Consider the following 22509-nt stretch of genomic DNA (forward strand, 5'->3'; position numbering starts at 1 on the left):
CGCCGCCGCGTTTTTCACAACGCCAACGTTACGTAATTACCCGGAGGGTCGCAAACCCGGGCCCCGGTGATCCGAACCACCGAGCCGACGGAGTCGGACGAACCTCGATCACTACGGTGCGTAGGATTTGCGCCGTGAACCGAATCGCCCGTCCGGTCCCCGTCATCCTGCTGCGCCGCCTCGCGCTCGCCTCGATCATCGCGAACGTGGGCATCGTCCTCACCGGCGGGGCCGTCCGGTTGACCGCCTCGGGCCTCGGCTGCCCCACCTGGCCCCGGTGCACCGACGATTCGTACGTCACCACCCCCGAGATGGGTGTGTACGGGGTGATCGAGTTCAGCAACCGCATGCTGACCTTCGCGGTGGGCCTGATCGCGCTGGCCACCCTGCTGGCCGTACTGACGCTCCGGCCGCGCCGACCCGGGCTGCTGGCCCTCGCGGTCGCCGTGTTCCTGGGCATCCCCGCCCAGGCGGTGGTCGGTGGCATCACCGTGCTCACCAACCTCAACCCGTGGGTGGTCGGCCTGCACTTCCTCGCCTCGATGGCGGTGATCGCCGCCGCGTACGCCCTCTGGCGGCGCGTCGGCGACCCGGACGGCCCGACCGTGGCCGTGGTGCCCACGCCGCTGCGCGCGCTGGCCCGGGTCACCACCGGCGTGGCGGTCGCGGTGCTGGTCATCGGCACCTGGGTCACCGGCAGCGGCCCGCACGCCGGCGACCACGGCGCCGCCCGCAACGGGCTCGACCCGGAGTCGATCTCGCAGGTGCACGCGGACGGGGTCTTCCTGCTGATCGGCCTCTCGGTGGCGCTGATCTTCGCGTTCCGCGCCGTCGGTGCGCGGCGGGCCACCCGCGCCGCGATCGTCCTGGTCGCCGTGGAGCTGGGTCAGGGCCTGATCGGCTTCGTGCAGTACTTCACCCACGTACCGGCGCTGCTTGTCGGCGCGCACATGCTCGGCGCCTGCCTGGTGCTGCTGGCCGCCCTGTCGGTGCAGTGGTCGACCCGCGAGCGCCGCGCGGTCAGCCCGACAGCCGAGACCACCCCGGCCGACACCGCCACCCCCGTCCCGGTCACCGCCTGACGTCGTCCGGCGGCTGATCGACTCGGTTTCCTTGAAGTCGCGGTGTCCGGGCCGGTCCGATGGCCCGACTTTCAGGAAGCGGAGTTGATCACGCGGCCCAGGTGGGTGGCGATCGCGGCGGCGAGGCGGTCGGGAGCCCCGTCGGCGTACCCGATGAACAGCGACGGCTCGGTCAGCTCCAGCTCGACCAGGACCGGCTCACCGTCCGGGCCGGGGATCAGGTCGACCCGGGCGTAGAGCAACTGTCGCGTGCCGCCGGGCACCGCGGCGAGGGTCTGCTCGGCCACCGCGAGCTGCTCGGGCCGGGCACTGCGGGAGGTGATCTCCTCGGCCTTGTAGAGCCCGTCCGGGCCGAGATCCGGACCGGTGAGCATCGGGCCCTTGCGGATCGCGTGGCTGAAGGTGAGCCCGTCCGGGCCGGCCAGGAAGAGCAGCGCCGTCTCACCCTCGGTGTCGACGGCACGCAGGTACGGCTGGACCATGGTCACCCGGCCGGCGGCGGAGAGCCGGCGGACGTGTGCGAGGGCCAGGTCCCGGTGGTCCGGGTCGGCCAGGTCGTACCGGCCGGTGTCCTGACTGCCGGCGCTCACCGCGGGCTTGAGCACGTACTCGCCGGTCTCGGCGGGTGGCTGCCAGCGCTCCCCCGGCGCGACCCACGACGTCGGCACGGTCGGCACCCCGGCGGCGCTCAGCTCGGCGAGGTAGCGCTTGTCGGTGTTCCAGCGGACCACGTCGGCCGGGTTGACAAGCGTCGGGACGGTTGCCGCCCAGGCGACGAACTCGTCGCGGCGCAGCGCGTAGTCCCAGGGAGAGCGGAGCACCACCAGGTCGAACGAGGACCAGTCGACGTCGGGGTCGTCCCACACCACCGTCGCGACGGAGATGCCCCGGGCCTTCAGCGGAGCGAGGACCAGCCGGTCGTCCGGGTCGAGATCGACGAGGTCGGCACAGGTGACGAGAGCGACCCGGGGTTCCCCCCGGGTCGACTGGTGGTTGGTGGTCAATTGAGCTGGCTGTTCAGCGGGCCATGGTGCGGCGGGCCATGGACCGCCAGAGGTCGTTGCTCGGGCGCATCTGGTCCATCAGTTCACGCTCCCAGGCGTTCTCGACGGTGACTCCCGCCTTGGCGCACGCCTCCCGCGCGGTGACGGTGTCGTCGGCGAACTGGTCGCCCCACTCGCCGTCGGAACCCACCAGGACGATTCGCGCGCCACGCTTGCCGACGTACTCGATGACCGCCTTCGCGCCGCCGTGGCCGGCGGCGAACGCCTGAAGGCCCGCGACCAGGCTGTGGGGTGCCTGCTCGTCGGTGGTCTGCTCAGCCGTCAGCGTCGTATCGGAACCATCTGCCATAACGCGAAGCCTAAGCAGACTCGCACCCTCCCGGGCGAGAACCATGAACCTTTTGTGATGCCAATTACCTACAGGTTTAAGGAAGATCGTAAGGCACCTGCCCGGTTATATCCGGACTTTTACTCTCAAAGCAAGTGGGCGAATCGCCGCTCAGCTCGCGCAGTTGAGCCGATCCGACTCATGTTGAAAGTTACCCTGATGTGACGTTAAACCCGGACAACTCATCCATGTCCATGATTAGTCAGGAGCTTGTGCCACGTGCGACCGCCCGGGGCGGGGACTGGTCAGATCAGCGCGTCGAGCGCGACAGCGGCGAACACGATCGTCAGGTACGTCGTGGACCAGTGGAACAGTCGCATCGGCTTGACCGCCTCGCCGCGCGTCGCGCGCCGGCAGAGTCGGTGCGCCTCGACCACGAAGATGGCACCCACCACCAGGGTCGGCACCCCGTAGATCGCGCTGAGCCCCAGCGGCCAGACGGCCAGGGAGGTGAGCACGGTGAGCCACGCGAAGATCAGGATCTCGGCGTTCACCCGGCGGACCGAGGCCACCACCGGCAGCATCGGGATGCCGGCGCGGGCGTAGTCGTCCTTGTACTTCATGGCGAGCGGGTAGAAGTGCGGCATCTGCCAGAAGAAGACCACCGCGAAGAGCCCCCAGGCGGCCGGCGCCAGCGAGCCGGTCACCGCCGCCCAGCCGATCAGCACCGGGGCCGCCCCGCAGGCGCCACCCCAGAAGGTGTTTGTCGGAGTGGACCGCTTGAGCCACAGCGTGTAGATGACGTCGTAGTAGACGATCGCGGCAAGCGTCAGCCCGGCGGCGAGCAGATTGGTGAACGCCGCCATCAGGGCGATCGACACCGCCGCCAGCACCAGACCGAAGACCAGCGCGTTACGGGGTGACACGGTGTGCGCCGGCAGCGGCCGACGCTTGGTACGCCGCATCAACTGGTCGATGTCCCGGTCGATGTAGCAGTTGAGCACGCTCGCCGCGCCCGCAGCGAGCGAGCCACCGATCAGCACAACGGCCATCAACCACAGCGACGGGAGCCCGCCATCGGCGAGCATCATCGCCGGAATGGTGGTGACCAGCAGGAGTTCGACGATCCGCGGCTTGGTGAGCGCCACGTACGCCGAGAAGACCGCGCGTACGTCCCGCCGGGCCACCGGGCCCTCGGCCGCCCGTGCCGGCTGCTGCCCGGCCGGGTTGCTCGCGGGGCGCTCGGTGATCATGCTCACGGATTGCCACCTTCCGGCATCGGGCACGGGGAGATCGGATCGGTCGGGACCGCTCGGGCCCGCACACCGACCCACACACTACGCGTTGTCGTTTTGGCTGCCCGGCCGACCCGACAACGGTGCGGGCCGTCACACCACCGGGTTCAACCAAGCATTCGGAACGTCACGTAGCGCACACCATGCGGAGATCCCCGGGCGCGTGTTTAGGGACGCTCGATAAGGTCATCGGTGAGGGTTCCGCCCATCTGCCGAGGAGCACAACCATCGTGGCTGCCAAACGACCCGAGCACTCCGCACTTAACTGGTCCGACCTCGATCGCCGGGCCGTCGATACCGTCCGCGTGCTGGCCATGGACGCCGTAGAGAAATCCGGCAACGGCCACCCGGGCACCGCGATGAGCCTCGCGCCCGCGGCGTACCTCCTCTTCAACCGCGTCATGCGACACAACCCCGCCGACCCGAACTGGCCCGGCCGGGACCGGTTCGTCCTCTCCGCCGGGCACTCCAGCCTGACGCTCTACATCCAGCTCTTCCTGTCCGGTTACCCGTTGAGCCTGGACGACCTCAAGTCGCTGCGGCAGTGGGGCTCGCAGACGCCGGGTCACCCCGAGCACGGGCACACCCCGGGCGTGGAGACCACCACCGGCCCGCTCGGGCAGGGCCTGGGCAACGCGATCGGCATGGCCATGGCGGCCCGCCGCGAGCGCGGCCTGTTCGACCCCGAGGCCGAGCCGGGCGCGTCGGTCTTCGACCACGACATCTGGTGCATCGTCTCCGACGGCGACATCGAGGAGGGCATCAGCCACGAGGCCAGCGCCCTCGCCGGGCACCAGCAGCTGGGCAACCTCACGGTGATCTACGACGACAACGAGATCTCCATCGAGGACGACACCCGGATCGCCAAGAGCGAGGACGTGGCCGCCCGCTACGAGGCGTACGGCTGGCACGTGCAGACCGTCGACTGGCGTAGCGGCGACGCCGACCAGGGCGACTACCACGAGGACGCCGAGGCCCTGCACGCCGCGCTGCTGGCCGCCAAGGCGGAGACCGGCCGTCCCTCCTTCATCGCGCTGCGCACCATCATCGGCTGGCCCGCGCCCAACAAGCAGAACACCGGCAAGATCCACGGTTCGGCGCTCGGCGCCGACGAGGTGAAGGCCACCAAGCGGATCCTCGGCTTCGACCCGGAGCAGACCTTCCAGGTCGACGAGGACGTGCTCGCCCACGCCCGTACGGTGATGGGCCGCGGCTCCGACGCCCAGCAGGAGTGGACCACCTCGTTCGACGCCTGGAAGAAGGCGAACCCGGAGCGCACCGCGCTCTACGAGCGGTTGGCCGGCCGGGTCCTGCCGGACGGCTGGACCGACGCGCTGCCGGTCTTCCCCGCGGACGCCAAGGGCGTGGCCACCCGGGCCGCGTCCGGCAAGGTGCTGGAGGCCCTCGCGCCGGTGCTTCCGGAGCTGTGGGGCGGCTCGGCCGACCTGGCCGAGAGCAACAACACCACGATGAAGGGCGAGCCGTCGTTCATCCCGGCCGCGCACGCCACCAAGGACTTCCCCGGTCACGAGTACGGCCGCACGCTGCACTTCGGCATCCGTGAGCACGCCATGGGCGCGATCCTCAACGGCATCGCCCTGCACGGTGGCACCCGCCCGTACGGCGGCACCTTCCTGGTGTTCAGCGACTACATGCGCCCGTCGGTGCGGCTGGCCGCGTTGATGCAGCTGCCGGTCACCTACGTGTGGACGCACGACTCGATCGGCCTCGGCGAGGACGGCCCGACCCACCAGCCGGTGGAGCACCTGACCGCGCTGCGCGCCATCCCGGGCCTGGACGTGGTCCGTCCGGCGGACGCCAACGAGACGGCCTGGGCCTGGCGGCAGGCGCTGGAGCACACCGACCGGCCCACCGCGCTGGCGCTGAGCCGCCAACCGCTGCCGACCATGGACCGCGACGTCCTGGGCGGCGCGGAGGGGGTGGCCAAGGGCGGTTACGTCCTGGCCGAGGCGTCCAACGGCAAGCCGCAGGTGATCATCGTCGGCACCGGCTCCGAGGTGCAGCTCTGCCTGACCGCCCGGGAGCGGCTGGAGGCCGACGGCACCCCGACGCGGGTCGTCTCGATGCCCTGCCAGGAGTGGTTCTACGAGCAGGACGAGGCGTACCGGGAGTCGGTGCTCCCTCGCGGGGTAAAGGCACGGGTGAGCGTGGAGGCGGGCATCGCGATGTCCTGGCGCGGAGTCGTCGGTGACCTGGGCGAGAGCGTGAGCCTGGAGCACTACGGAGCGAGTGCCCCGCACACCGTGCTCTTCGAGCAGTTCGGGTTCACCCCCGACCGGATCGTGGCGGCGGCACACGCCTCGCTGGCCCGGGTGGGCGACATCACCGGTTTCACGACCGGAAACTGAGGGAGCGTAAACAGCATGACCGACAAGCTGAATGAGCTCACCGCCGCGGGTGTGGCGGTCTGGCTCGACGATCTTTCCCGGGTCCGACTGAGTTCCGGCGGGCTGGACCAGCTCCGCCGCGAGAAGCACGTGGCCGGTGTCACCACCAACCCGACGATCTTCGCGAAGGCGTTGAGCGACGCCGACGAGTACAACTGGCAGTTGCACGACCTCGCCACCCGTGGGGTGGAGGTCGAGGAGTCGGTGCGGATGCTCACCACGTACGACGTACGGTGGGCCTGTGACGTGATGCGCCCGTCGTACGACGCGAGCGCGGGTGTCGACGGTCGGGTCTCCATCGAGGTGGACCCCCGGCTGGCGCACGAGAGCGACCGGACGGTGGCCGAGGCCAAGGCGCTGTGGTGGCTTGTCGACCGGCCCAACCTCTTCATCAAGATCCCGGCCACCGAGGCCGGCCTGCCGGCGATCACCGCGACGCTTGCCGAGGGGATCAGCGTCAACGTGACGCTGATCTTCGGCCTGGACCGCTACTCGGCGGTGATGGAGGCGTTCCTCGCCGGTCTGGAGCAGGCCAAGGCCAACGGCCACGACCTGTCGAAGATCGGCTCGGTGGCATCGTTCTTCGTCTCCCGGGTCGACTCCGAGGTCGACAAGAGGCTGGAGAAGGTCGGCTCCGACCAGGCGAAGGCGCTGAAGGGCAAGGCTGCCATCGCCAACGCCCAGTTGGCGTACGAGCGCTACACCGAGGTGTTCTCCTCCGACCGGTGGAAGGCGCTCGCCGACGCCGGCGCGCACCCGCAGCGGCCGCTGTGGGCGTCCACCTCGACGAAGAACCCGGACTACCGCGACGTCATCTACGTCGAAGAGCTGATCGCTCCCGGTACGGTCAACACCATGCCGGAGTCGGTCATCCACGCGTACGCCGACCATGGCGAGACCCGCGGCGACACCATCACCGGCGCCTACGACGCGGCCCGGAAGGTCTTCGCGGACCTGGAGTCGGTCGGGGTGGACATGGCCGACGTGATCGCCACCCTGGAGCGCGAGGGCGTGGAGAAGTTCGAGGCCAGCTGGCAGGAGCTGCTCGACGGCGTCCGTAAGTCGCTGGAGGCGGCGGCCAAGGGCACCGGTGCGCCGAACAAGGCCGCCAAGGGCAACGCCAAGGCCGCTGAGAAGGCCGGTGGCGCATGAGCGAGCGCAGCGAGCGAATCAGCAAGCTCAGTGCGAAGGTGCCTCATGACGGCACGCAGCGAAGCGGAGTGACGGCATGAGTGACCTACTTGCCGGGCCGGTGGAGGCAGCCGCCGGGCTCGCCGTGTACGGCGCGGACGCCGTCGACAAGTCCGCGCCGGCGTCGACCCGGGACGCCCTGGTCAAGGCCGGCGTCCCGGGCAAGCTGGCGGGCAAGGACGCGAGCCTGTGGGGTCCGGACGCCGAAGCCGAGGCGAAGATCCGGCTCGGCTGGGTCGACACCCACACGCGCAGCCGGGAGTTGCTCGTGCAACTCGCCGAGCTGACCGCGGAGCTGGCCGACCTGGACCACGTGGTGCTCGCCGGCATGGGTGGTTCGTCGTTGGCCCCCGAGGTGATCACCCGAACCCTGGGTCGCCCGTTGACCGTGCTGGACACCACCGACCCGGGCCAGGTCCGGGCGGCGCTCGGTGACCGGTTGGAACGCACAGTGGTGGTGGTGTCCAGCAAGTCCGGGTCGACGGTGGAGACCGACAGTCACCGCCGCGTCTACCTGCAGGCGTTCCTGGACGCCGGGATGACCGAGGCGGAGGCCGGACGGCACTTCGTCATCGTCACCGACCCGGGTTCGCCGCTGGAGACCACCGCTACCGAGATGGGCGCGTTCACGGTGCTCGCCGATCCGAACGTCGGCGGCCGGTACTCGGCGCTCACCGCGTTCGGCCTGGTGCCCTCGGCGCTGGCCGGGGTCGAGGTCGCGGAACTGCTCGACCAGGCCGACGCGCTTGCCGCGTCGCTCGGCGCGGACCGGGACAATCCGGCGCTGGCGCTGGGTGCCGCCCTGGGCGCGGCGGCCACGCTGGCCCGGGACAAGGTCGCCCTGGTCTCCGACGGCACCGGCATCGACGGTCTCGGCGACTGGGCCGAGCAGTTGATCGCCGAGTCGACGGGCAAGGCCGGGGTGGGCATCCTCCCGGTGGTCGTGGAGTCCCCGCAGAGCCCCGGCGCGACCGGCGCGGACGTGCTGACGGTCAGCTACGGCGGCTCGCTCGCCCCCGGTGACGTGCCCGGTGGCGGCGCCACCCCGGACGTGGCCGTCAACGGCCCGCTTGGCGCGCAGTTCCTGGCCTGGGAGTACGCGACAGCGGTGGCCGGCGTGGTGCTCGGCATCGACCCGTTCAACCAGCCGAACGTCACCGAGTCCAAGGAGAACACCAACAAGATCCTGGCCTCGGGCCTGCCGGCGGAGTCGCCGTCGTTCACCGAGGGCGCGATCGAGGTGTACGCCCCGCAGGGCGCTCCCGGGGACCTGGCCGGGGTGCTGCGCTGGCTGCTCGACGGGCTGGGCGACGACGGCTACCTCGCCGTGATGGCGTACCTCGACCGGTTCGCCGACGCCGACGCGGCCAAGCTGCGGCCGCTGCTGGCGCAGGCGGGCGGGCGTCCGGTCACCTTCGGCTGGGGGCCGCGGTTCCTGCACTCCACGGGCCAGTACCACAAGGGCGGCCCACAGGTGGGCAGCTACCTCCAGGTGACCGGCGCGGTCGCCGAGGACCTGGCGGTGCCGGGCAAGCCGTACACCTTCGGTGAGTTGCAGGCGGCGCAGGCCGCCGGGGACCGGCAGGCGCTCGCCGGCCGGGAGCGCCCGGTGCTGCGGCTGCACCTGACCGACCGTGCCGCCGGTGTCGCCCAGCTGCTCGACGCCGCTGGTGATCTGTCGGCGTGAGGATGGACGACGTGACTGAAGCGGAGCGAGGAGGCGGCGTGAACCCGCTACGCGACCCGCAGGACCGCCGGTTGCCCCGAATCCCGGAGCCGTGCGCTCTGGTGATCTTCGGGGTGACCGGCGACCTGGCCCGCAAGAAGCTGCTCCCCGCGGTCTACGACCTGGCCAACCGGGGGCTGCTGCCGCCCGGTTTCGTGGTGCTCGGCTTCGCGCGCCGCGACTGGGGTGACGGCGACTTCGAGACCCTCGCGTGCGAGGCCGCCCGCAAGCACGCTCGTACCCCCTGGCGGGACGAGGTGTGGGCACGGCTGGCCGGCAACATCAAGTTCGTCGGCGGGTCGTTCGACGACGACGCCGCCTTCGACCAGCTTGCCTCGACGCTTGACGACCTGCGCCAGACCCACGGCATCACCGGCAACGCGGCGTTCTACTTCTCCATCCCTCCGGCCGCGTTCCCGGTGGTGCTCAAGCAACTGGCCCGCACCGGGATGGCCGACAACGAGAAGTCCGGCGGTTGGCGTCGGGTCGTGGTGGAGAAGCCGTTCGGCAACGACCTGCCCTCGGCGAAGGCGCTCAACGACCTCGTCGACGACGTGTTCACCCGGGAGGACGTCTTCCGGATCGACCACTACCTGGGCAAGGAGACGGTTCAGAACATCCTCGCCCTGCGGTTCGCCAACAACCTGTTCGAGCCGCTGTGGAACTCCAAGTACGTCGACTCGGTGCAGATCACCATGGCCGAGGATGTCGGCATCGGCACCCGCGCCGGTTTCTACGACACCGTCGGCACCGCCCGCGACGTGCTGCAGAACCACCTCCTGCAACTTCTCGCCCTGGTGGCGATGGAGGAGCCGACCAGCTTCGACGCCGACGAGATCCGGGCCGAGAAGCTGAAGGTGCTCAAGGCCATCACCCTGCCGAAGGACGTGGCGCGGGACACCGTACGCGGCCAGTACCTGCCCGGTTGGGTGGGCGGCGAGCGCGCGGTCGGGTACCTGGAGGAGCGGGACGTCCCCACCGACTCCACGACGGAGACGTACGTGGCGGTGCGGCTGGGCATCCAGAACCGCCGGTGGGCGGAGGTGCCGTTCTACATCCGGGCCGGCAAGCGGCTGCCCCGGCGGGTCACCGAGGTCGCCATCATGTTCAAGAAGGCGCCGCACCTGCCGTTCAACGACGCCGACATGGAGTCGTTGGGCAACAACCAGTTGGTCATCCGGGTGCAGCCCGACGAGGGTGTGGTGCTCAAGTTCGGCTCGAAGGTGCCGGGCACCACGATGGAGGTTCGCGACATCGCGATGGACTTCCAGTACGGCGAGGCGTTCACCGAGTCCAGCCCCGAGGCGTACGAGCGGCTGGTGCTGGACGTGCTGATCGGCGACCGCACCCTGTTCCCGGACGCGGCCGAGGTCGAGCAGAGCTGGCAGGTGATCGACCCGCTGGAGCACGCCTGGGCGGGCACCAAGCCGGAGCCGTACCGAGCCGGCGAGTGGGGCCCCCGGGCCGCGGACGAGATGCTGGCCCGCGAGGGCCGCGCTTGGAGACGAGCATGATCGGGCTGTGGGACACCACCGGCAACGAGGTGGTCAAGGCGCTCGCCGCCGAGCGGCGCAGCGCCGGCGGCGTGGCCAGCGGCATGGCGCTCACTCTCATCGTGGTCGTGGACGAGAAGCGGGTCCGCGAGGCGGAGGCGGCGGCGACGATCGCCGCCGCCGCCCACCCGTGCCGGCTGGTGGTGGTGGTTCGCTCCGAGATCGAGCGGGACCGCAACCGGTTGGACGCGGAGATCGTGGTCGGCGGCCGGCTCGGCCCGTGCGAGGCGGTGGTCACCCGGATGTACGGCCGGCTGGCCCTGCACGCCGAGTCGGTGGTCATGCCGCTGCTGGTCCCGGACGTGCCGGTGGTCACCTGGTGGCACGGCGAGCCGCCGGCGGAGATCGCCACCGACTTCCTCGGGGTGGTCGCCGACCGCAGGATCACCGACTCGGCGCAGGCCGCCGACCCGGTGGAGGCGCTGCGGCAGCGTGCCCGGGACTACGCCCCGGGCGACACGGACCTGGCGTGGACCCGGATCACCCCGTGGCGGACCCTTGTCGCCGGGGCGTTCGACACCGCAAGTGAGCGGGTCGTCGAGGCGACAGTTGTCGCGCCGCCCACCGACCCGACGGCGTCGCTGATGGTCGGTTGGCTGTCCAGCCGGCTCGGCATCACCCCGCACCGGGTCGACACCGACGAGTTCCCCCGGATGCGGGAGGTGCGGTTGAGCTGCGCCAACGGCGACCAGCTCACGTTGACCCGCGAGGACAGCATGGCGGTGTTCCGGCGTACCGGCCAGGACGACCGGGCCCTGCCGCTGGTCCGCCGCCCGCTCGGTGACGAGTTGGCCGAGGAGCTGCGGCGTCTGGACGCCGACCAGGTGTACGCGGAGGCGCTCGGCGCGACGGTCGGGTTGCGTGGGTTGGAGCAGCGTCCCCCGCAGCGGGTGCACGTGTGGAAGGATCCGGCCACCGCGCGGCGCGCCGAGGCCGGGGTCACCGCGCACGCCGGCACCAGCGGCGAGAGCTGAGGCCCTCTGCCGGGGGCACGACGTCGGGGCAGGGGCCGGTGCGGACCGGCCCCTGCCCCGGAACACACCATCTCGGGCATCGCGGCCCGGGCACGACGCGACAGCGACCGCCGGGCGGTCGGGAAACGAAGGCGCATTCCATGAGTGAGGTGAGTGTCGCCGTCCACGCCGACGCCGACCTGCTGGCGCAGGCCGTGGCGGCCCGGTTGCTGGTGAAGCTGCTCGACGCCCAGGCCGACCGGGGCGAGGCCTCGGTGGTGCTCACCGGTGGCCGGATCGCCGCGGCCGTGTACCGGGCGGTGGCGACGCTGCCCGCCCGCGACGCCGTGGACTGGTCCCGGGTCGACGTGTGGTGGGGCGACGAGCGGTTCCTGCCCTCCGGTGATCCGGACCGCAACGAGACCCAGGCCCGAGCCGCCCTGCTGGACGTGGTGCCGCTGAACCCGGCCCGGGTACACCCGATGCCGGCCTCGGACGGCCCGGCCGGCAACGACCCCGAGGCGGCGGCTGCCGCGTACGCGCAGGAGTTGGAGCGCGCCGCCCGGCCCGGGCACGCCACGCTTCCGCACTTCGACGTGCTGATGCTCGGCGTCGGCGAGGACGGGCACGTCGCCTCGGTCTTCCCCGAGCACCCGGTGCACTACGACACCCGGCCGTGCAGCGCGGTGCGGGGCAGCCCCAAGCCGCCGCCGGTGCGGACCACGCTCACCCTGCCGACGATCAACACCGCCGACGAGGTCTGGCTGGTCGCCGGCGGCGCCGACAAGGCCCGCGCGGTGGGCATGGCGTTGGCCGGCGCCGGGCCGGTGCAGTTGCCGGCCGCCGGGGTGCACGGGGTCAGCCGCACCCGCTGGCTGCTGGACCGGGCGGCGGCAGCCGACGTACCGGCGCGACTGCGCAGCCTGCGCTAGTCGAGGGCCGCTGCCCGCTACTCGCCCCGGCGGCGGCGCAGCGCCGCCAGTGCCTCGTTCAGCAGGGCCTCCCCCTCCTCGGCGGTGCGCCGCTCCTTCACGTACGCCAGGTGGCTCTTGTACGGTTCGGCGCGGGTCCGGCCGGGCGGGTTCTGGGCGTCCCGGCCGGCGGGTAGACCGCACCGGGGGCAGTCCCACCGGGCCGGCGCCTCGGCGTCCGCGGCGATCCGGATGTCGATCCGGTGGTCGTTGCGGCACCAGTAGGTGACGTCCTGTCGGGGGGCGGGTTGGTGTCGCTCGTCGGGGCGCATGGGCGCGGAACCGACTCGGGCGCCGCGGATGACATTGCCACTGGGCACGGCTGCTCGCTCCTGTCGTCGGAGGGGACCCGCCATCATTCAGGGGTGGACGGCGGGCGACGCGGTGCAGCGGAGAAAAGCCTGCGCGCGGCCCGTCGAGTGACGGACCGCGCGCAGATTGTACGACTTGACGGGCGTGCTCAGGTGCCGCTGTTCATCTGGAGGCGCAGCCAGAGCCCGAGCCCGACGATGGCGGCGAACCAGACGACGCTCACCAGAACGGTGTAACGGTCGAGGTTTTTCTCTGCCACGGAGGAGCCGGCGAGGCTAGAGCTGACGCCACCGCCGAACATGCTCGACAGACCGCCGCCCTTGCCGCGGTGCAGCAGGATAAGCATAGTGAGCAGAATGCTCGTGATGATCAGCAACACGATCAACGTGTATGCGAACCAGATCGGCATGGCTGGGGTCAGTCCTCTCGTAGCGATCCTCGCCCGGTCTGATCGGGCACGGCGGCACCGACCGGCGGACGGGCGGTGTCAAGGATACCGAGCGATCAGCGGGCGATGTGCTCCGGGAACCGGCAGATCTGAGCGAATTCCTCCGCGTCCAGGCTGGCGCCCCCCACCAGGCCCCCGTCCACGTCCGGCTGGGCCATGATCGAGGCGACGTTCGACGCCTTGACCGAGCCGCCGTAGAGCACCCGGACCTGCTCGGCGGTCTCCTGGTCGAAGCGTTCCACAAGTCGCTGACGGACCGCCCCACAGACCTCCTGGGCGTCCTCCGGCGTCGCGGTCTTGCCCGTGCCGATCGCCCACACCGGCTCGTACGCGATCACGACCTGCCGCACCTGCTCGGGGGTGAACCCGGACAGGCCACCGTCGAGCTGGTCCGCGCAGTGCGCCACGTGGGTGCCCTGCTCGCGGATGTCCAGCCCCTCCCCCACGCAGAGGATCGGCGTCAGGCCGTGCGCGAGCGCCGCCTTCACCTTGGCGTTGACAAGCGCGTCGTCCTCGTGGTGGTAGGCCCGCCGCTCGGAGTGCCCGACCACCACGTAGGTGCAGCCGAGCTTCGCCAGCATCGCACCGGAGATGTCCCCGGTGTACGCGCCGGACGGGTGCGGCGACAGGTCCTGCCCGCCGTAGCCGATGAGCAGTTTGTCGCCGTCCACCGCGGTCTGCACGGTCCGCAGGTCGGTGAAGGGCGGCAGCACGACCGTCTCGACCTCGGTGAGCTGCTTCTCGGTGAGGCTCGCCGCCAGCTTCTGCACGAGCAGGTTGGCCTCGAGGTGGTTGAGGTTCATCTTCCAGTTGCCGGCCATCAACGGCCGGCGGGTGGTGCTCGACATTCAGTTCTCCAGGGCCGCGATGCCGGGGAGGGTCTTGCCCTCGAGGTATTCCAGGGAGGCGCCGCCGCCCGTGGAGATGTGCCCGAAGGACGACTCGTCCAGCCCCAGGGCACGGACCGCCGCCGCCGAGTCACCGCCACCGACGACGCTGAACGCGTCGGCCTTGGTGATCGCCTCGGCGATCCCCCGGGTGCCCGCCGCGAAGGCCGGCATCTCGAACACGCCCATCGGGCCGTTCCAGAAGATCGTCTTCGCCTGGGACAGCGCGGCGCTGAAGCCGGCCACCGTCTCCGGGCCGACATCCAGACCGAGCCGGTGGCTCGGGATGCCGTCGACCCGGACCGTGTCGTGCGCGGCATCCGGGGCGAACGCGTCCGCCACCACCACGTCGACCGGGAGCATGATCTTGCCGTTGGACCGCTCCAGCAGGTTGCGGCAGGTCTCGACCATGTCCTTCTCCAGCAGCGAGGTGCCCACCTCCAGGCCCTGGGCCTTGAGGAAGGTGAAGCACATCCCGCCACCGATGAGCAGCCGGTCGACAGTGGGCAGCAGCGCCTCGATCACGGCCAGCTTGTCGGACACCTTCGACCCGCCGAGCACCACCACGTACGGCCGCTCGGGGTCGGCGGTGAGCGTGGAGAGCACCTCGACCTCCCGCAGCACCAGCCGGCCCGCGACGTGCGGCAACCGGGCCGGCACGTCGAAGACGCTCGCGTGCTTGCGGTGCACGGCGCCGAACGCGTCGTCCACGTACGCGTCGCCGAACGCGGCGAGCTGGTCGGCGAAGGCGCCCCGCTCGGCGGCGTCCTTGCTGGTCTCGCCCGCGTTGAAACGCAGGTTCTCCAGCAGGGCGACCTGGCCGTCGGCCAGGTCCGCGACGGTGGAGCGGGCGGACTCGCCGACGGTGTCGGTGGCGAAGTGCACGGGCGCGCCGAGCAGCTCACCGAGCCGCCCGGCGACCGGGCCCAGGCTGAACTGCGGGTCCGGAGCGCCCTTCGGGCGGCCCAGGTGCGAGCAGACGACAACCTTCGCGCCGGCCTCGACAAGCGCGCCGAGGGTCGGCAGCACCGCGCGGATGCGGCCGTCGTCCGTGATCTGGCCGGTCTGCTTGTCGAGCGGGACGTTCAGGTCGGCGCGCACCAGCACGCGCCGACCCGACACCCCCTCGGCGAGCAGGTCGTCGAGGGTCCGGATGCTCACAGCGACGAACCGACCAGCTTGACCAGGTCGACCAGGCGGTTGGAGTAGCCCCACTCGTTGTCGTACCAGCCGACGACCTTGACCTGGTTGCCGACGACCTTGGTCAGCGGCGCGTCGAAGATGCACGACGCCGGGTCGGTGACGATGTCGGTGGAGACGATCGGGTCCTCGTTGTAGACCAGGATGCCCTTGAGCGGGCCGTCCGCGGCGGCCTTCAGCGCGGCGTTGACCTCGTCCACGGTGGTCTCGCGACCCACGTTGACGGTGAGGTCGGTGACCGAGCCGGTCGGGATCGGCACCCGCAGGGCGTACCCGTCGAGCTTGCCCTTGAGGTCCGGCAGGACCAGACCGATGGCCTTGGCGGCGCCGGTGGAGGTCGGCACGATGTTCAGCGCGGCGGCCCGGGCCCGACGCAGATCCGAGTGCGGCGCGTCCTGGAGGTTCTGGTCCTGGGTGTACGCGTGGATCGTCGTCATCAGACCGTGCTGGATGCCGAACGTGTCGTGCAGGACCTTCGCCATCGGGGCGAGGCAGTTGGTGGTGCACGAAGCGTTGGAGATGATCGTGTGCTTCGCCGGGTCGTAGGTGTCGTGGTTGACACCCATGACGACGGTGACGTCCTCGTTCTTCGCCGGGGCGGAGATGATGACCTTCTTGGCCCCGCCGTCGACGTGCGCCTTGGCCTTGGTGGCGTCGGTGAAGAAGCCCGTCGACTCGATGACGACGTCGGCGCCGACCTCGCCCCACGGCAGCTTCGACGGGTCCTTCTCGGCGTACGCCTTGATGGTCCGTCCACCGACGGTGATCTCGTCGGCGGTGGCCTTGACCTCGTACGGCAGGCGGCCCAGGATGCTGTCGTACTTGAGCAGGTGAGCGAGCGTGCCGTTGTCGGTCAGGTCGTTCACCGCCACGACCTCGATGTCGGCGTCAGACGCCAGCACTGCCCGGAAGAAGTTACGGCCGATTCGGCCAAAGCCGTTGATGCCAACCCGGATGGTCACAGGTCCCATCTCCTCGCGTTCTGGTCCGCCGGCTTCAGACAACGGGCCGGCGGGAATGGTGTGCGCCGACCGGTTGGAGCCGGCCGGTGACGGTTCATCTCGGCCACCCCGCCGCGCGGTCTACGGACCTGACCGCCCGAGGCGGTGGGCACGGCGAGGAGTGCCGGTGTCGGCCCCCTTGCCGTACGCAGCGACCCTATCCGAGCGCGCGAGGCCACGCTGCGCCGGGTCGTGCTCCCGGGCACACCGTGCGGCCCCACCGTCCTATCAGACCACGAGCATGTCGGGCGTGACTGCCGCTTCCGTATCCGGGATGCCGAGGTCCCGGGCACGCTTGTCGGCCAGCGCGAGCAGCCGGCGGATCCGCCCGGCGATGGCGTCCTTGGTCAGCGGCGGCTCGGCCAGCGCGCCCAACTCCTCCAGGGACGCCTGCCGGTGCTCCAGGCGCAGCCGCCCGGCGTCGGTCAGGTGGTTGGGCGCCTCGTCGGCGAGGATCTCCAGCGCGCGGGTGACCCGGGCGGCGGCGGCGACAGCGGCACGCGCCGAGCGGCGCAGGTTGGCGTCGTCGAAGTTGGCGAGCCGGTTGGCGGTGGCCCGCACCTCCCGACGTACCCGACGCTCCTCCCAGGCCAGCACGCTCGAGTGCGCGCCGATGCGGGTGAGCAGCGCGGCGATCGCGTCGCCGTCCTTGACCACCACCCGGTCCACTCCGCGCACCTCGCGGTTCTTGGCGGTGATGCCGATGCGGCGGGCCGCGCCGACAAGAGCCAACGCCGACTCCGGCCCCGGGCAGGTGATCTCCAGAGCACTGGAGCGGCCGGGTTCGGTGAGCGAACCGTGGGCCATGAACGCGCCCCGCCACGCGGAGACCGCGCAGCAGACGTTCGCCGCCACCACATGTGGGGGCAGCCCGCGCACCGGGCGGCCCCGCACGTCGAGCAGGCCGGTCTGCCGGGCGAGGGCCTCGCCGTCCTTGACCACCCGCACGATGAAGTGGCTGCCCTTGCGCAGGCCACCGGAGGCCAGCACGTGGATCTCGCTGGGATACCCGTAGACCTCGGCGATCTCCCGACGTAACCGTCGGGCCACCGCCCCCGTGTCCAGTTCCGCCTCCACCACCACGCGGCCGGAGACGATGTGCAGCCCGCCGGCGAAGCGCAGCAGTGCGGCCATCTCCGCCCGCCGACAGCAGGGCTTGGGCACGTCGACCCGACTCAGCTCGTCCTTGACCGCGGCCGTCATCGCCATTGTGCGTCCCCTCACGGACCGGTTCCGGCGTGTCGCCGGAGATTACGTACGTGTCTAACGATCGGCGCCCAGGACAGGCACCAGCGCGGCGCCCAGGGCAGCCGGATCATGGCGGGGAGTGCCGTCGGTGACGGCGACGGGGGCGAGGACCAGGCGGGCACCAAGCGATTCTGCCGCACGTTCGACAGGTTCGGGGTCACCCACCGCCTTGGCATCCGCGAGCACGAGGTCCACCTTGAGTTCGGCCAGGTACCAGTGCAGGGCGGCGAGGTGGTCGGCGACCGAGAGCCCGAGGGTCTCCTTCTCCGCGGCGAGGTTCAACGTGACCAACCGCCGGGCCGAGGTGGACACGATCGCGTCGGCCAACTGCGGCACCAGCAGGTGCGGGAGCACGCTCGTGTACCAACTGCCCGGCCCGAAGATCAACCAGTCCGCCGCCATGATCGCCTCGATCGCCTCGGCGCAGGCCGCCGGCGCGGCGGGCGTGAGGCGCAGCGACTCGACCCGCCCGGTGGTGACAGCCACCTGGTGCTGGCCGCGCACCGTCTGCACCTCGTCGGGGGCCGTCGGGTCGGCGCCGCGTACCCGTGCCTCGATGCCGACCGGCTGGCGGGACATCGGCAACACCCGGCCGACCGCGCCGAGCATCGCGCCGGCGTGCTCAAGCGCGGCCACCGGGTCACCGAGCAACTCCATGAGACCGCAGAGCACCAGGTTGCCCACCGCGTGCCCGGCGAGCCCGTCGGCGCGGGTGCTCGTCCGCTCCGCGCCGGGGCCGTTCGCGCCGGAACCCTCCGCGGCCTGGCCGTGTGCGCCCTGGTCGTGTGCGCTGTGGTCGTGTGCGCCCTGGTCACGTCGGTCGGGGTTGCGGCCGTCGGTCGCCGCCGGGTCCGGGTCGGCTGCGCCGAGCCGGGGTACGCCGGCCGGCACGGCGGCGAAGCGGTGCTGGAACAGCCCGGCGCTGCGTCGGGTGGCCGGGTGGTCGCCGGCCAGCGCCACAAGCGCCTGGCGCAGATCACCCGGGGGCAGGCCACCCCGCTCGGCGCGCAGGCGGCCACTGGAACCGCCGTCGTCTCCGACGGTGACCACGGCGGTGATGTCGAGGTCGAGTTCGGGTGCGCAGTGGCGCAGCGCCCGCAACGAGGCGGAGAGCCCGTGCCCACCGCCGAACGCCACCACCCGGCGGGCCGTCACTCGCGCCCCAGATCGCGGTGCTGGGCGTTGGCCGCCAGCCCGGAGTGGCGCAGGCGGCTGGCCAACTCCTCGGCGATGGCCACGCTGCGGTGCTTGCCGCCGGTGCAGCCCACGGCGACCGTCAGGTACCGCTTGCCCTCCCGCTCGAAGCCGGCGGTGGTGGCGTTGACCAGGTCGGCGTACGAGGCGACGAAGGCGTCCGCGCCCTCCTGGCCCAGCACGTACGCGCTGACCGCCTCCTCCCGCCCGGTGTGCTCGCGCAGCTCGGGCACCCAGTACGGGTTCGGCAGGAAGCGGGCGTCGAGCACGAAATCGGCGTCCGGCGGCAGGCCGTACTTGAAGCCGAACGACAGCACGGTGACCCGCAGCCGGCGGGCGTCCTCGCCGCCGAACAGCTCCTCGATGCGCCGACGGAGCTGGTTGACGTTGAGGTGGCTGGTGTCGATGATCACGTCGGCCTGGTCGCGGGCCTCCTCCAGCAGGCCACGCTCCACGGCGATGCCGTCGGCCAGCCGCCCGTCGCCCTGCAACGGGTGCGAGCGGCGAACGCTCTCGAACCGCCGGATCAGCACCTCGTCGTCGGCGTCGACGAAGACCACCCGGGGCGAGAAGCCGCGCTCCTTCAGCTCCCGGATCGCCCCGGCCAGGTCCGTGGAGAAGGCCCGCGACCGCACGTCCAACACCATCGCGGTACGCCGAGCCGCGCCGCCCGCCTTGAACGCCAACTCGGCCATGTCCAGCATCAGGGCCTGCGGCAGGTTGTCGACCACGTAGTAGCCGACGTTCTCCAACGCCCGGGCGACAGTGCTGCGGCCACCTCCGGAGACGCCGGTCACCACCACAAGCGTGGTCTCCGATTCGGTCGCCGACTGCCCGTCCACGGCAGCCGGATCGTCGATCCGGCTGCCGGCTGCGCGCGCCTCGCTCACCCGTACCCCCAAGCTGTGGCGCCGCGGCCCCCTCGGCCGCGATTGGTCAATCAGCGACTCTATCCCGCCGTCCGGCCGAAGGGCCGGCACCCGTCGCGGGTCGCCGGCGGCCGGCAGCCGCCGGTCGCGCTCCCGACAGTCACCACCCTTGATGACGATCAGTAATCGTCAATATGCTCTTCGTGATCGTCGCAGGTCAGACCGACATCTGGGAGGGTGCGATGCACGACCTTGCGGACAAGAACAAATACATCGGCTTCCTGTTCATGCGGATCAGCCCGGAGTACTTCGCGCTCGGCCGGGAGGGCATCCACGAGGTCTCCGCCGAACACGCGCGAGACCTGGGTCGCTTCGCCAAGCAGCTCACGCACGTGGTGACGACCGGGGTGAACGGCAAGTACGACCAGGTCACCATCGTCGAGGGCGACACCCTCGAGGAGATCAACGCGGCGGCCACCGCCTTCCGGATGGGTGCCAAGGCCCGCTACATCGAGATCGTCGACATCGTGGTCGGAATGAAGGCCCCGCCGCGCGGGCTGGCCAACCGCTCCAGCCAGCCCGGCTGACCCCGTCCCCCGGCGCGCCCGTCACTCGGGTGCGCCGGGCGGGCGCTGTCGGGGTTGGCTCGTAGACTCCGCGAATGGCTTCTCCCACCGACCTGCGCACCGAGGACGCTCTGCCGGTGCTGCGCCGCGTCTTCGGCTACGACGCCTTCCGCGGTTTCCAGCAGCAGGTGATCGACCACGTGGTCGCCGGCGGCGACGCCCTGGTGTTGATGCCCACCGGTGGCGGCAAGTCGTTGTGCTACCAGATCCCGGCCCTGGTCCGCGACGGCGTCGCGGTCGTCGTGTCCCCGCTGATCGCGCTCATGCAGGACCAGGTGGACGCCCTCACCGCGGTCGGCGTCCGCGCCGGCTTCCTCAACTCGACCCAGACCCTGGACGCCCGACGCCGGGTCGAGGCCGCCTTCCTCGCCGGCGAACTGGACCTGCTCTACCTCGCCCCGGAGGCACTCGGCGTCCGGTCCACCCTCGCCCTGCTGGACCGCGGCCGCATCTCCCTGTTCGCGATCGACGAGGCGCACTGCGTGTCCCAGTGGGGCCACGACTTCCGCCCCGACTACCTGGCGCTGTCGATGCTGCACGAACGGTGGCCGCAGGTCCCCCGCATCGCGCTTACCGCCACCGCGACGAGCGCCACCCGCACCGAGATCGCCACCCGACTCAAGCTCGACGACGCGCGGCACTTCGTGGCGAGCTTCGACCGACCCAACATCCAGTACCGGATCGTGCCCAAGCGGGAGCCGCGCAAGCAACTGCTGGCCCTGCTGCGCGACGAGCACCCCGGCGACGCCGGGATCGTCTACTGCCTGTCCCGCGCCTCGGTCGACAAGACCGCCGAATTCCTCGTCGCCAACGGCATCGCCGCCCTGCCGTACCACGCCGGGTTGGACGCGGCCACCCGCGCCGCCAACCAGCAGCGCTTCCTGCGCGAGGACGGCCTCGTCATGGTGGCCACCATCGCCTTCGGCATGGGCATCGACAAGCCGGACGTCCGGTTCGTCGCCCACCTCGACCTGCCCAAGTCCGTCGAGGGCTACTACCAGGAGACCGGCCGCGCCGGGCGCGACGGCCTGCCCTCCACCGCCTGGCTGGCGTACGGGCTGCAGGACGTGGTCCAGCAACGCAAGATGATCGAGACCTCCGACGGCGACCTCGCCCACCGCCGCAACCTCGCCGCACACCTGGACGCGATGCTCGCCCTCTGCGAGACGGTGCGCTGCCGCCGGGTCCAACTGCTCGAATACTTCGGCGAGCGGACGCCGTCCGCCTGCGGCAACTGCGACACCTGCCTCAGCCCACCAGAATCCTGGGATGGCACCGTCGCCGCCCAGAAGTTGCTCTCCGCCGTCTTCCGTCTCGACCGCGAACGCAACCAGCGGTTCGGTGCCGGGCACTGCATCGACATCCTGCTCGGCAAGCAAAACGACAAGATCAGCCAGTACGGTCACGACTCGCTCACCGTCTTCGGCATCGGCTCCGAGCTGAGTGAGGCGGAGTGGCGGGGCGTCGTCCGGCAACTGCTCGCCGAAGGGCTGCTCGCCGTGGAAGGCGACTACGGCACGCTCGCCCTGACCGAGGCGAGCGCCGACGTCCTGGGTCGCCGCCGCACTGTCACACTGCGCCGCGAGCCGGAGAAGCCCGCCTCCAGCCGCTCGTCGAAACCGCGCGGCGCGGCCACCGTGGTGGCCGAGCTGACACCGGCCGCCGCGTCGCTCTTCGAGCGGCTGCGGAGTTGGCGGGCGGCCACCGCCAAGGAGCAGGGCGTCCCGGCATACGTGATCTTCCACGACGCGACGCTGCGACAGATCGCCAACGACGCGCCGGGCACGCTTGCCGAGCTGTCCGGCATCAGCGGGGTCGGCGAGAACAAGCTCGCCAAGTACGGCGAGCAGATCCTCGGCGTCCTCGCCACCGACTGAGGTCACGACGAAGGGCCGGGCCCCGTGGTGGGGTCCGGCCCTTCGATGCTGCCGTGGTGCCGTGGTGCCGTGGTGCGGCCTTGCCGTGGTGCGGTGGTGCGGCCTTGCCGTGGTGCGGTGGTGCGGCCTTGCCGTGGTGCGGTGGTGCGGCCTTGCCGTGGTGCGGTGGTGCTGGCTTGCCGTGGTGCGGTGGTGCTGGCTTGCTGTGGTGCGGTGGTGTTGGCTTGCCGTGGTGTTGGTGGTGGGTCAGCTGGTGGCGTAGCCGCGGGTGGCGATCCAGTCGGCGAGGTGTTCGACGCTGATCTGGTAGGCGGCTTGGTTGGGGTCGGCGGAGTC

The 22509-nt window shown here is 71.1% G+C and carries 20 protein-coding genes and 1 pseudogene; 9 read left to right on the top strand and 12 right to left on the bottom strand.

Features of this window, described 5'->3' with window-relative positions:
- Positions 1–116: 116 nt before the first annotated feature.
- Positions 117–1082, top strand: a complete 966-nt coding sequence (locus AB0F61_RS30935; RefSeq protein ID WP_357816909.1) for a COX15/CtaA family protein — start codon at positions 117–119, stop codon at positions 1080–1082.
- 71 nt (positions 1083–1153) lie between these two features.
- Here the strand turns inward: AB0F61_RS30935 and AB0F61_RS30940 are convergent, their stop codons facing one another.
- The 3 genes from AB0F61_RS30940 to AB0F61_RS30950 form a co-directional block, all read right to left on the bottom strand.
- Positions 1154–2086 (bottom strand): hypothetical protein, encoded by a 933-nt coding sequence (locus AB0F61_RS30940; protein ID WP_357816915.1) that lies wholly within the window; start codon positions 2084–2086, stop codon positions 1154–1156.
- A gap of 13 nt (positions 2087–2099) precedes the next feature.
- Complete coding sequence (locus tag AB0F61_RS30945) at positions 2100–2435, bottom strand: hypothetical protein (RefSeq protein WP_357816918.1); 336 nt, start codon at positions 2433–2435, stop codon at positions 2100–2102.
- A 284-nt stretch (positions 2436–2719) separates the two neighbouring features.
- Positions 2720–3673 (bottom strand): heme o synthase, encoded by a 954-nt coding sequence (locus AB0F61_RS30950; RefSeq protein WP_357816921.1) that lies wholly within the window; start codon positions 3671–3673, stop codon positions 2720–2722.
- A 266-nt stretch (positions 3674–3939) separates the two neighbouring features.
- On the opposite strand from AB0F61_RS30950, the gene tkt reads away from it, so the two are divergent.
- The 6 genes from tkt to pgl all read left to right on the top strand — a co-directional run bounded on the left by tkt (position 3940) and on the right by pgl (position 12472).
- Positions 3940–6078 (top strand): transketolase, encoded by a 2139-nt coding sequence (tkt, locus tag AB0F61_RS30955; RefSeq protein WP_357816924.1) that lies wholly within the window; start codon positions 3940–3942, stop codon positions 6076–6078.
- 15 nt (positions 6079–6093) lie between these two features.
- Positions 6094–7269, top strand: a complete 1176-nt coding sequence (gene tal, locus AB0F61_RS30960) for a transaldolase (protein ID WP_357816927.1) — start codon at positions 6094–6096, stop codon at positions 7267–7269.
- Between the two features lie 76 nt (positions 7270–7345).
- Complete coding sequence (locus AB0F61_RS30965) at positions 7346–8995, top strand: glucose-6-phosphate isomerase (RefSeq protein ID WP_357816930.1); 1650 nt, start codon at positions 7346–7348, stop codon at positions 8993–8995.
- 2 nt (positions 8996–8997) lie between these two features.
- Positions 8998–10548, top strand: coding sequence for a glucose-6-phosphate dehydrogenase (gene zwf / locus AB0F61_RS30970; RefSeq protein ID WP_357816933.1), 1551 nt, complete (start codon positions 8998–9000; stop codon positions 10546–10548).
- The gene (locus tag AB0F61_RS30975) at positions 10545–11561 is read left to right on the top strand and encodes a glucose-6-phosphate dehydrogenase assembly protein OpcA (RefSeq protein WP_357816936.1); all 1017 of its coding nucleotides are present in this window, start codon (positions 10545–10547) and stop codon (positions 11559–11561) included. Before zwf ends, AB0F61_RS30975 begins: the two co-directional genes overlap by 4 nt.
- A 140-nt stretch (positions 11562–11701) precedes the next feature.
- On the top strand, positions 11702–12472 hold the full coding sequence (pgl, locus tag AB0F61_RS30980) for a 6-phosphogluconolactonase (RefSeq protein WP_357816939.1): 771 nt from the start codon (positions 11702–11704) through the stop codon (positions 12470–12472).
- Positions 12473–12489: 17 nt separating this feature from the next.
- On the opposite strand, the gene AB0F61_RS30985 is transcribed toward pgl, so the two are convergent.
- The 8 genes from AB0F61_RS30985 to rapZ form a co-directional block, all read right to left on the bottom strand.
- A complete protein-coding gene (locus AB0F61_RS30985; RefSeq protein ID WP_355033236.1) occupies positions 12490–12831 on the bottom strand; it encodes an RNA polymerase-binding protein RbpA in 342 nt (113 codons plus the stop codon).
- 140 nt (positions 12832–12971) lie between these two features.
- Positions 12972–13232: a preprotein translocase subunit SecG gene (gene secG / locus AB0F61_RS30990; RefSeq protein WP_355033235.1), complete on the bottom strand. Its 261-nt coding sequence runs from the start codon at positions 13230–13232 to the stop codon at positions 12972–12974.
- A gap of 95 nt (positions 13233–13327) precedes the next feature.
- On the bottom strand, positions 13328–14119 hold the full coding sequence (gene tpiA / locus AB0F61_RS30995) for a triose-phosphate isomerase (RefSeq protein ID WP_357816943.1): 792 nt from the start codon (positions 14117–14119) through the stop codon (positions 13328–13330).
- Positions 14120–15319, bottom strand: coding sequence for a phosphoglycerate kinase (locus tag AB0F61_RS31000; protein ID WP_357816945.1), 1200 nt, complete (start codon positions 15317–15319; stop codon positions 14120–14122). It lies immediately after the preceding gene.
- Positions 15316–16320: a type I glyceraldehyde-3-phosphate dehydrogenase gene (gene gap / locus AB0F61_RS31005; RefSeq protein WP_030337349.1), complete on the bottom strand. Its 1005-nt coding sequence runs from the start codon at positions 16318–16320 to the stop codon at positions 15316–15318. Before gap ends, AB0F61_RS31000 begins: the two co-directional genes overlap by 4 nt.
- A 267-nt stretch (positions 16321–16587) precedes the next feature.
- Entirely contained in the window at positions 16588–17568 is a 981-nt protein-coding gene (whiA, locus tag AB0F61_RS31010) for a DNA-binding protein WhiA (protein WP_074312802.1), read from the bottom strand.
- Positions 17569–17622: 54 nt separating this feature from the next.
- A complete protein-coding gene (locus tag AB0F61_RS31015; protein WP_357816948.1) occupies positions 17623–18762 on the bottom strand; it encodes a 2-phospho-L-lactate transferase CofD family protein in 1140 nt (379 codons plus the stop codon).
- The gene (rapZ, locus tag AB0F61_RS31020) at positions 18759–19661 is read right to left on the bottom strand and encodes an RNase adapter RapZ (protein WP_357816962.1); all 903 of its coding nucleotides are present in this window, start codon (positions 19659–19661) and stop codon (positions 18759–18761) included. The genes AB0F61_RS31015 and rapZ overlap by 4 nt, the downstream gene beginning before the upstream one ends.
- Positions 19662–19912: 251 nt before the next feature.
- Between rapZ and AB0F61_RS31025 the strand changes: the two genes are divergently transcribed.
- A complete protein-coding gene (locus tag AB0F61_RS31025) occupies positions 19913–20257 on the top strand; it encodes a hypothetical protein (protein ID WP_357816951.1) in 345 nt (114 codons plus the stop codon).
- Between the two features lie 74 nt (positions 20258–20331).
- Positions 20332–22173: a DNA helicase RecQ gene (gene recQ / locus AB0F61_RS31030; RefSeq protein ID WP_357816954.1), complete on the top strand. Its 1842-nt coding sequence runs from the start codon at positions 20332–20334 to the stop codon at positions 22171–22173.
- 246 nt (positions 22174–22419) lie between these two features.
- Here the strand turns inward: recQ and AB0F61_RS31035 are convergent.
- Positions 22420–22509, bottom strand: a pseudogene (locus AB0F61_RS31035) (phytochelatin synthase); the annotation flags it as partial.

The sequence above is a fragment of the Micromonospora sp. NPDC023888 genome, from assembly GCF_040639415.1.
Lineage (GTDB): Bacteria > Actinomycetota > Actinomycetes > Mycobacteriales > Micromonosporaceae > Micromonospora.

Bases quoted from the DNA above. Each gene is read 5' to 3' on its own strand.
- AB0F61_RS30945 (WP_357816918.1), bottom strand. From the start codon at position 2,435: ATGGCAGATGGTTCCGATACGACGCTGACGGCTGAGCAGACCACCGAC.
- tal (WP_357816927.1), top strand. From the start codon at position 6,094: ATGACCGACAAGCTGAATGAGCTCACCGCCGCGGGTGTGGCGGTCTGG.
- AB0F61_RS30965 (WP_357816930.1), top strand. From the start codon at position 7,346: ATGAGTGACCTACTTGCCGGGCCGGTGGAGGCAGCCGCCGGGCTCGCC.
- zwf (WP_357816933.1), top strand. From the start codon at position 8,998: ATGGACGACGTGACTGAAGCGGAGCGAGGAGGCGGCGTGAACCCGCTA.
- AB0F61_RS30975 (WP_357816936.1), top strand. From the start codon at position 10,545: ATGATCGGGCTGTGGGACACCACCGGCAACGAGGTGGTCAAGGCGCTC.
- pgl (WP_357816939.1), top strand. From the start codon at position 11,702: ATGAGTGAGGTGAGTGTCGCCGTCCACGCCGACGCCGACCTGCTGGCG.
- secG (WP_355033235.1), bottom strand. From the start codon at position 13,232: ATGCCGATCTGGTTCGCATACACGTTGATCGTGTTGCTGATCATCACG.
- tpiA (WP_357816943.1), bottom strand. From the start codon at position 14,119: ATGTCGAGCACCACCCGCCGGCCGTTGATGGCCGGCAACTGGAAGATG.
- whiA (WP_074312802.1), bottom strand. From the start codon at position 17,568: ATGGCGATGACGGCCGCGGTCAAGGACGAGCTGAGTCGGGTCGACGTG.
- AB0F61_RS31025 (WP_357816951.1), top strand. From the start codon at position 19,913: ATGCACGACCTTGCGGACAAGAACAAATACATCGGCTTCCTGTTCATG.
- recQ (WP_357816954.1), top strand. From the start codon at position 20,332: ATGGCTTCTCCCACCGACCTGCGCACCGAGGACGCTCTGCCGGTGCTG.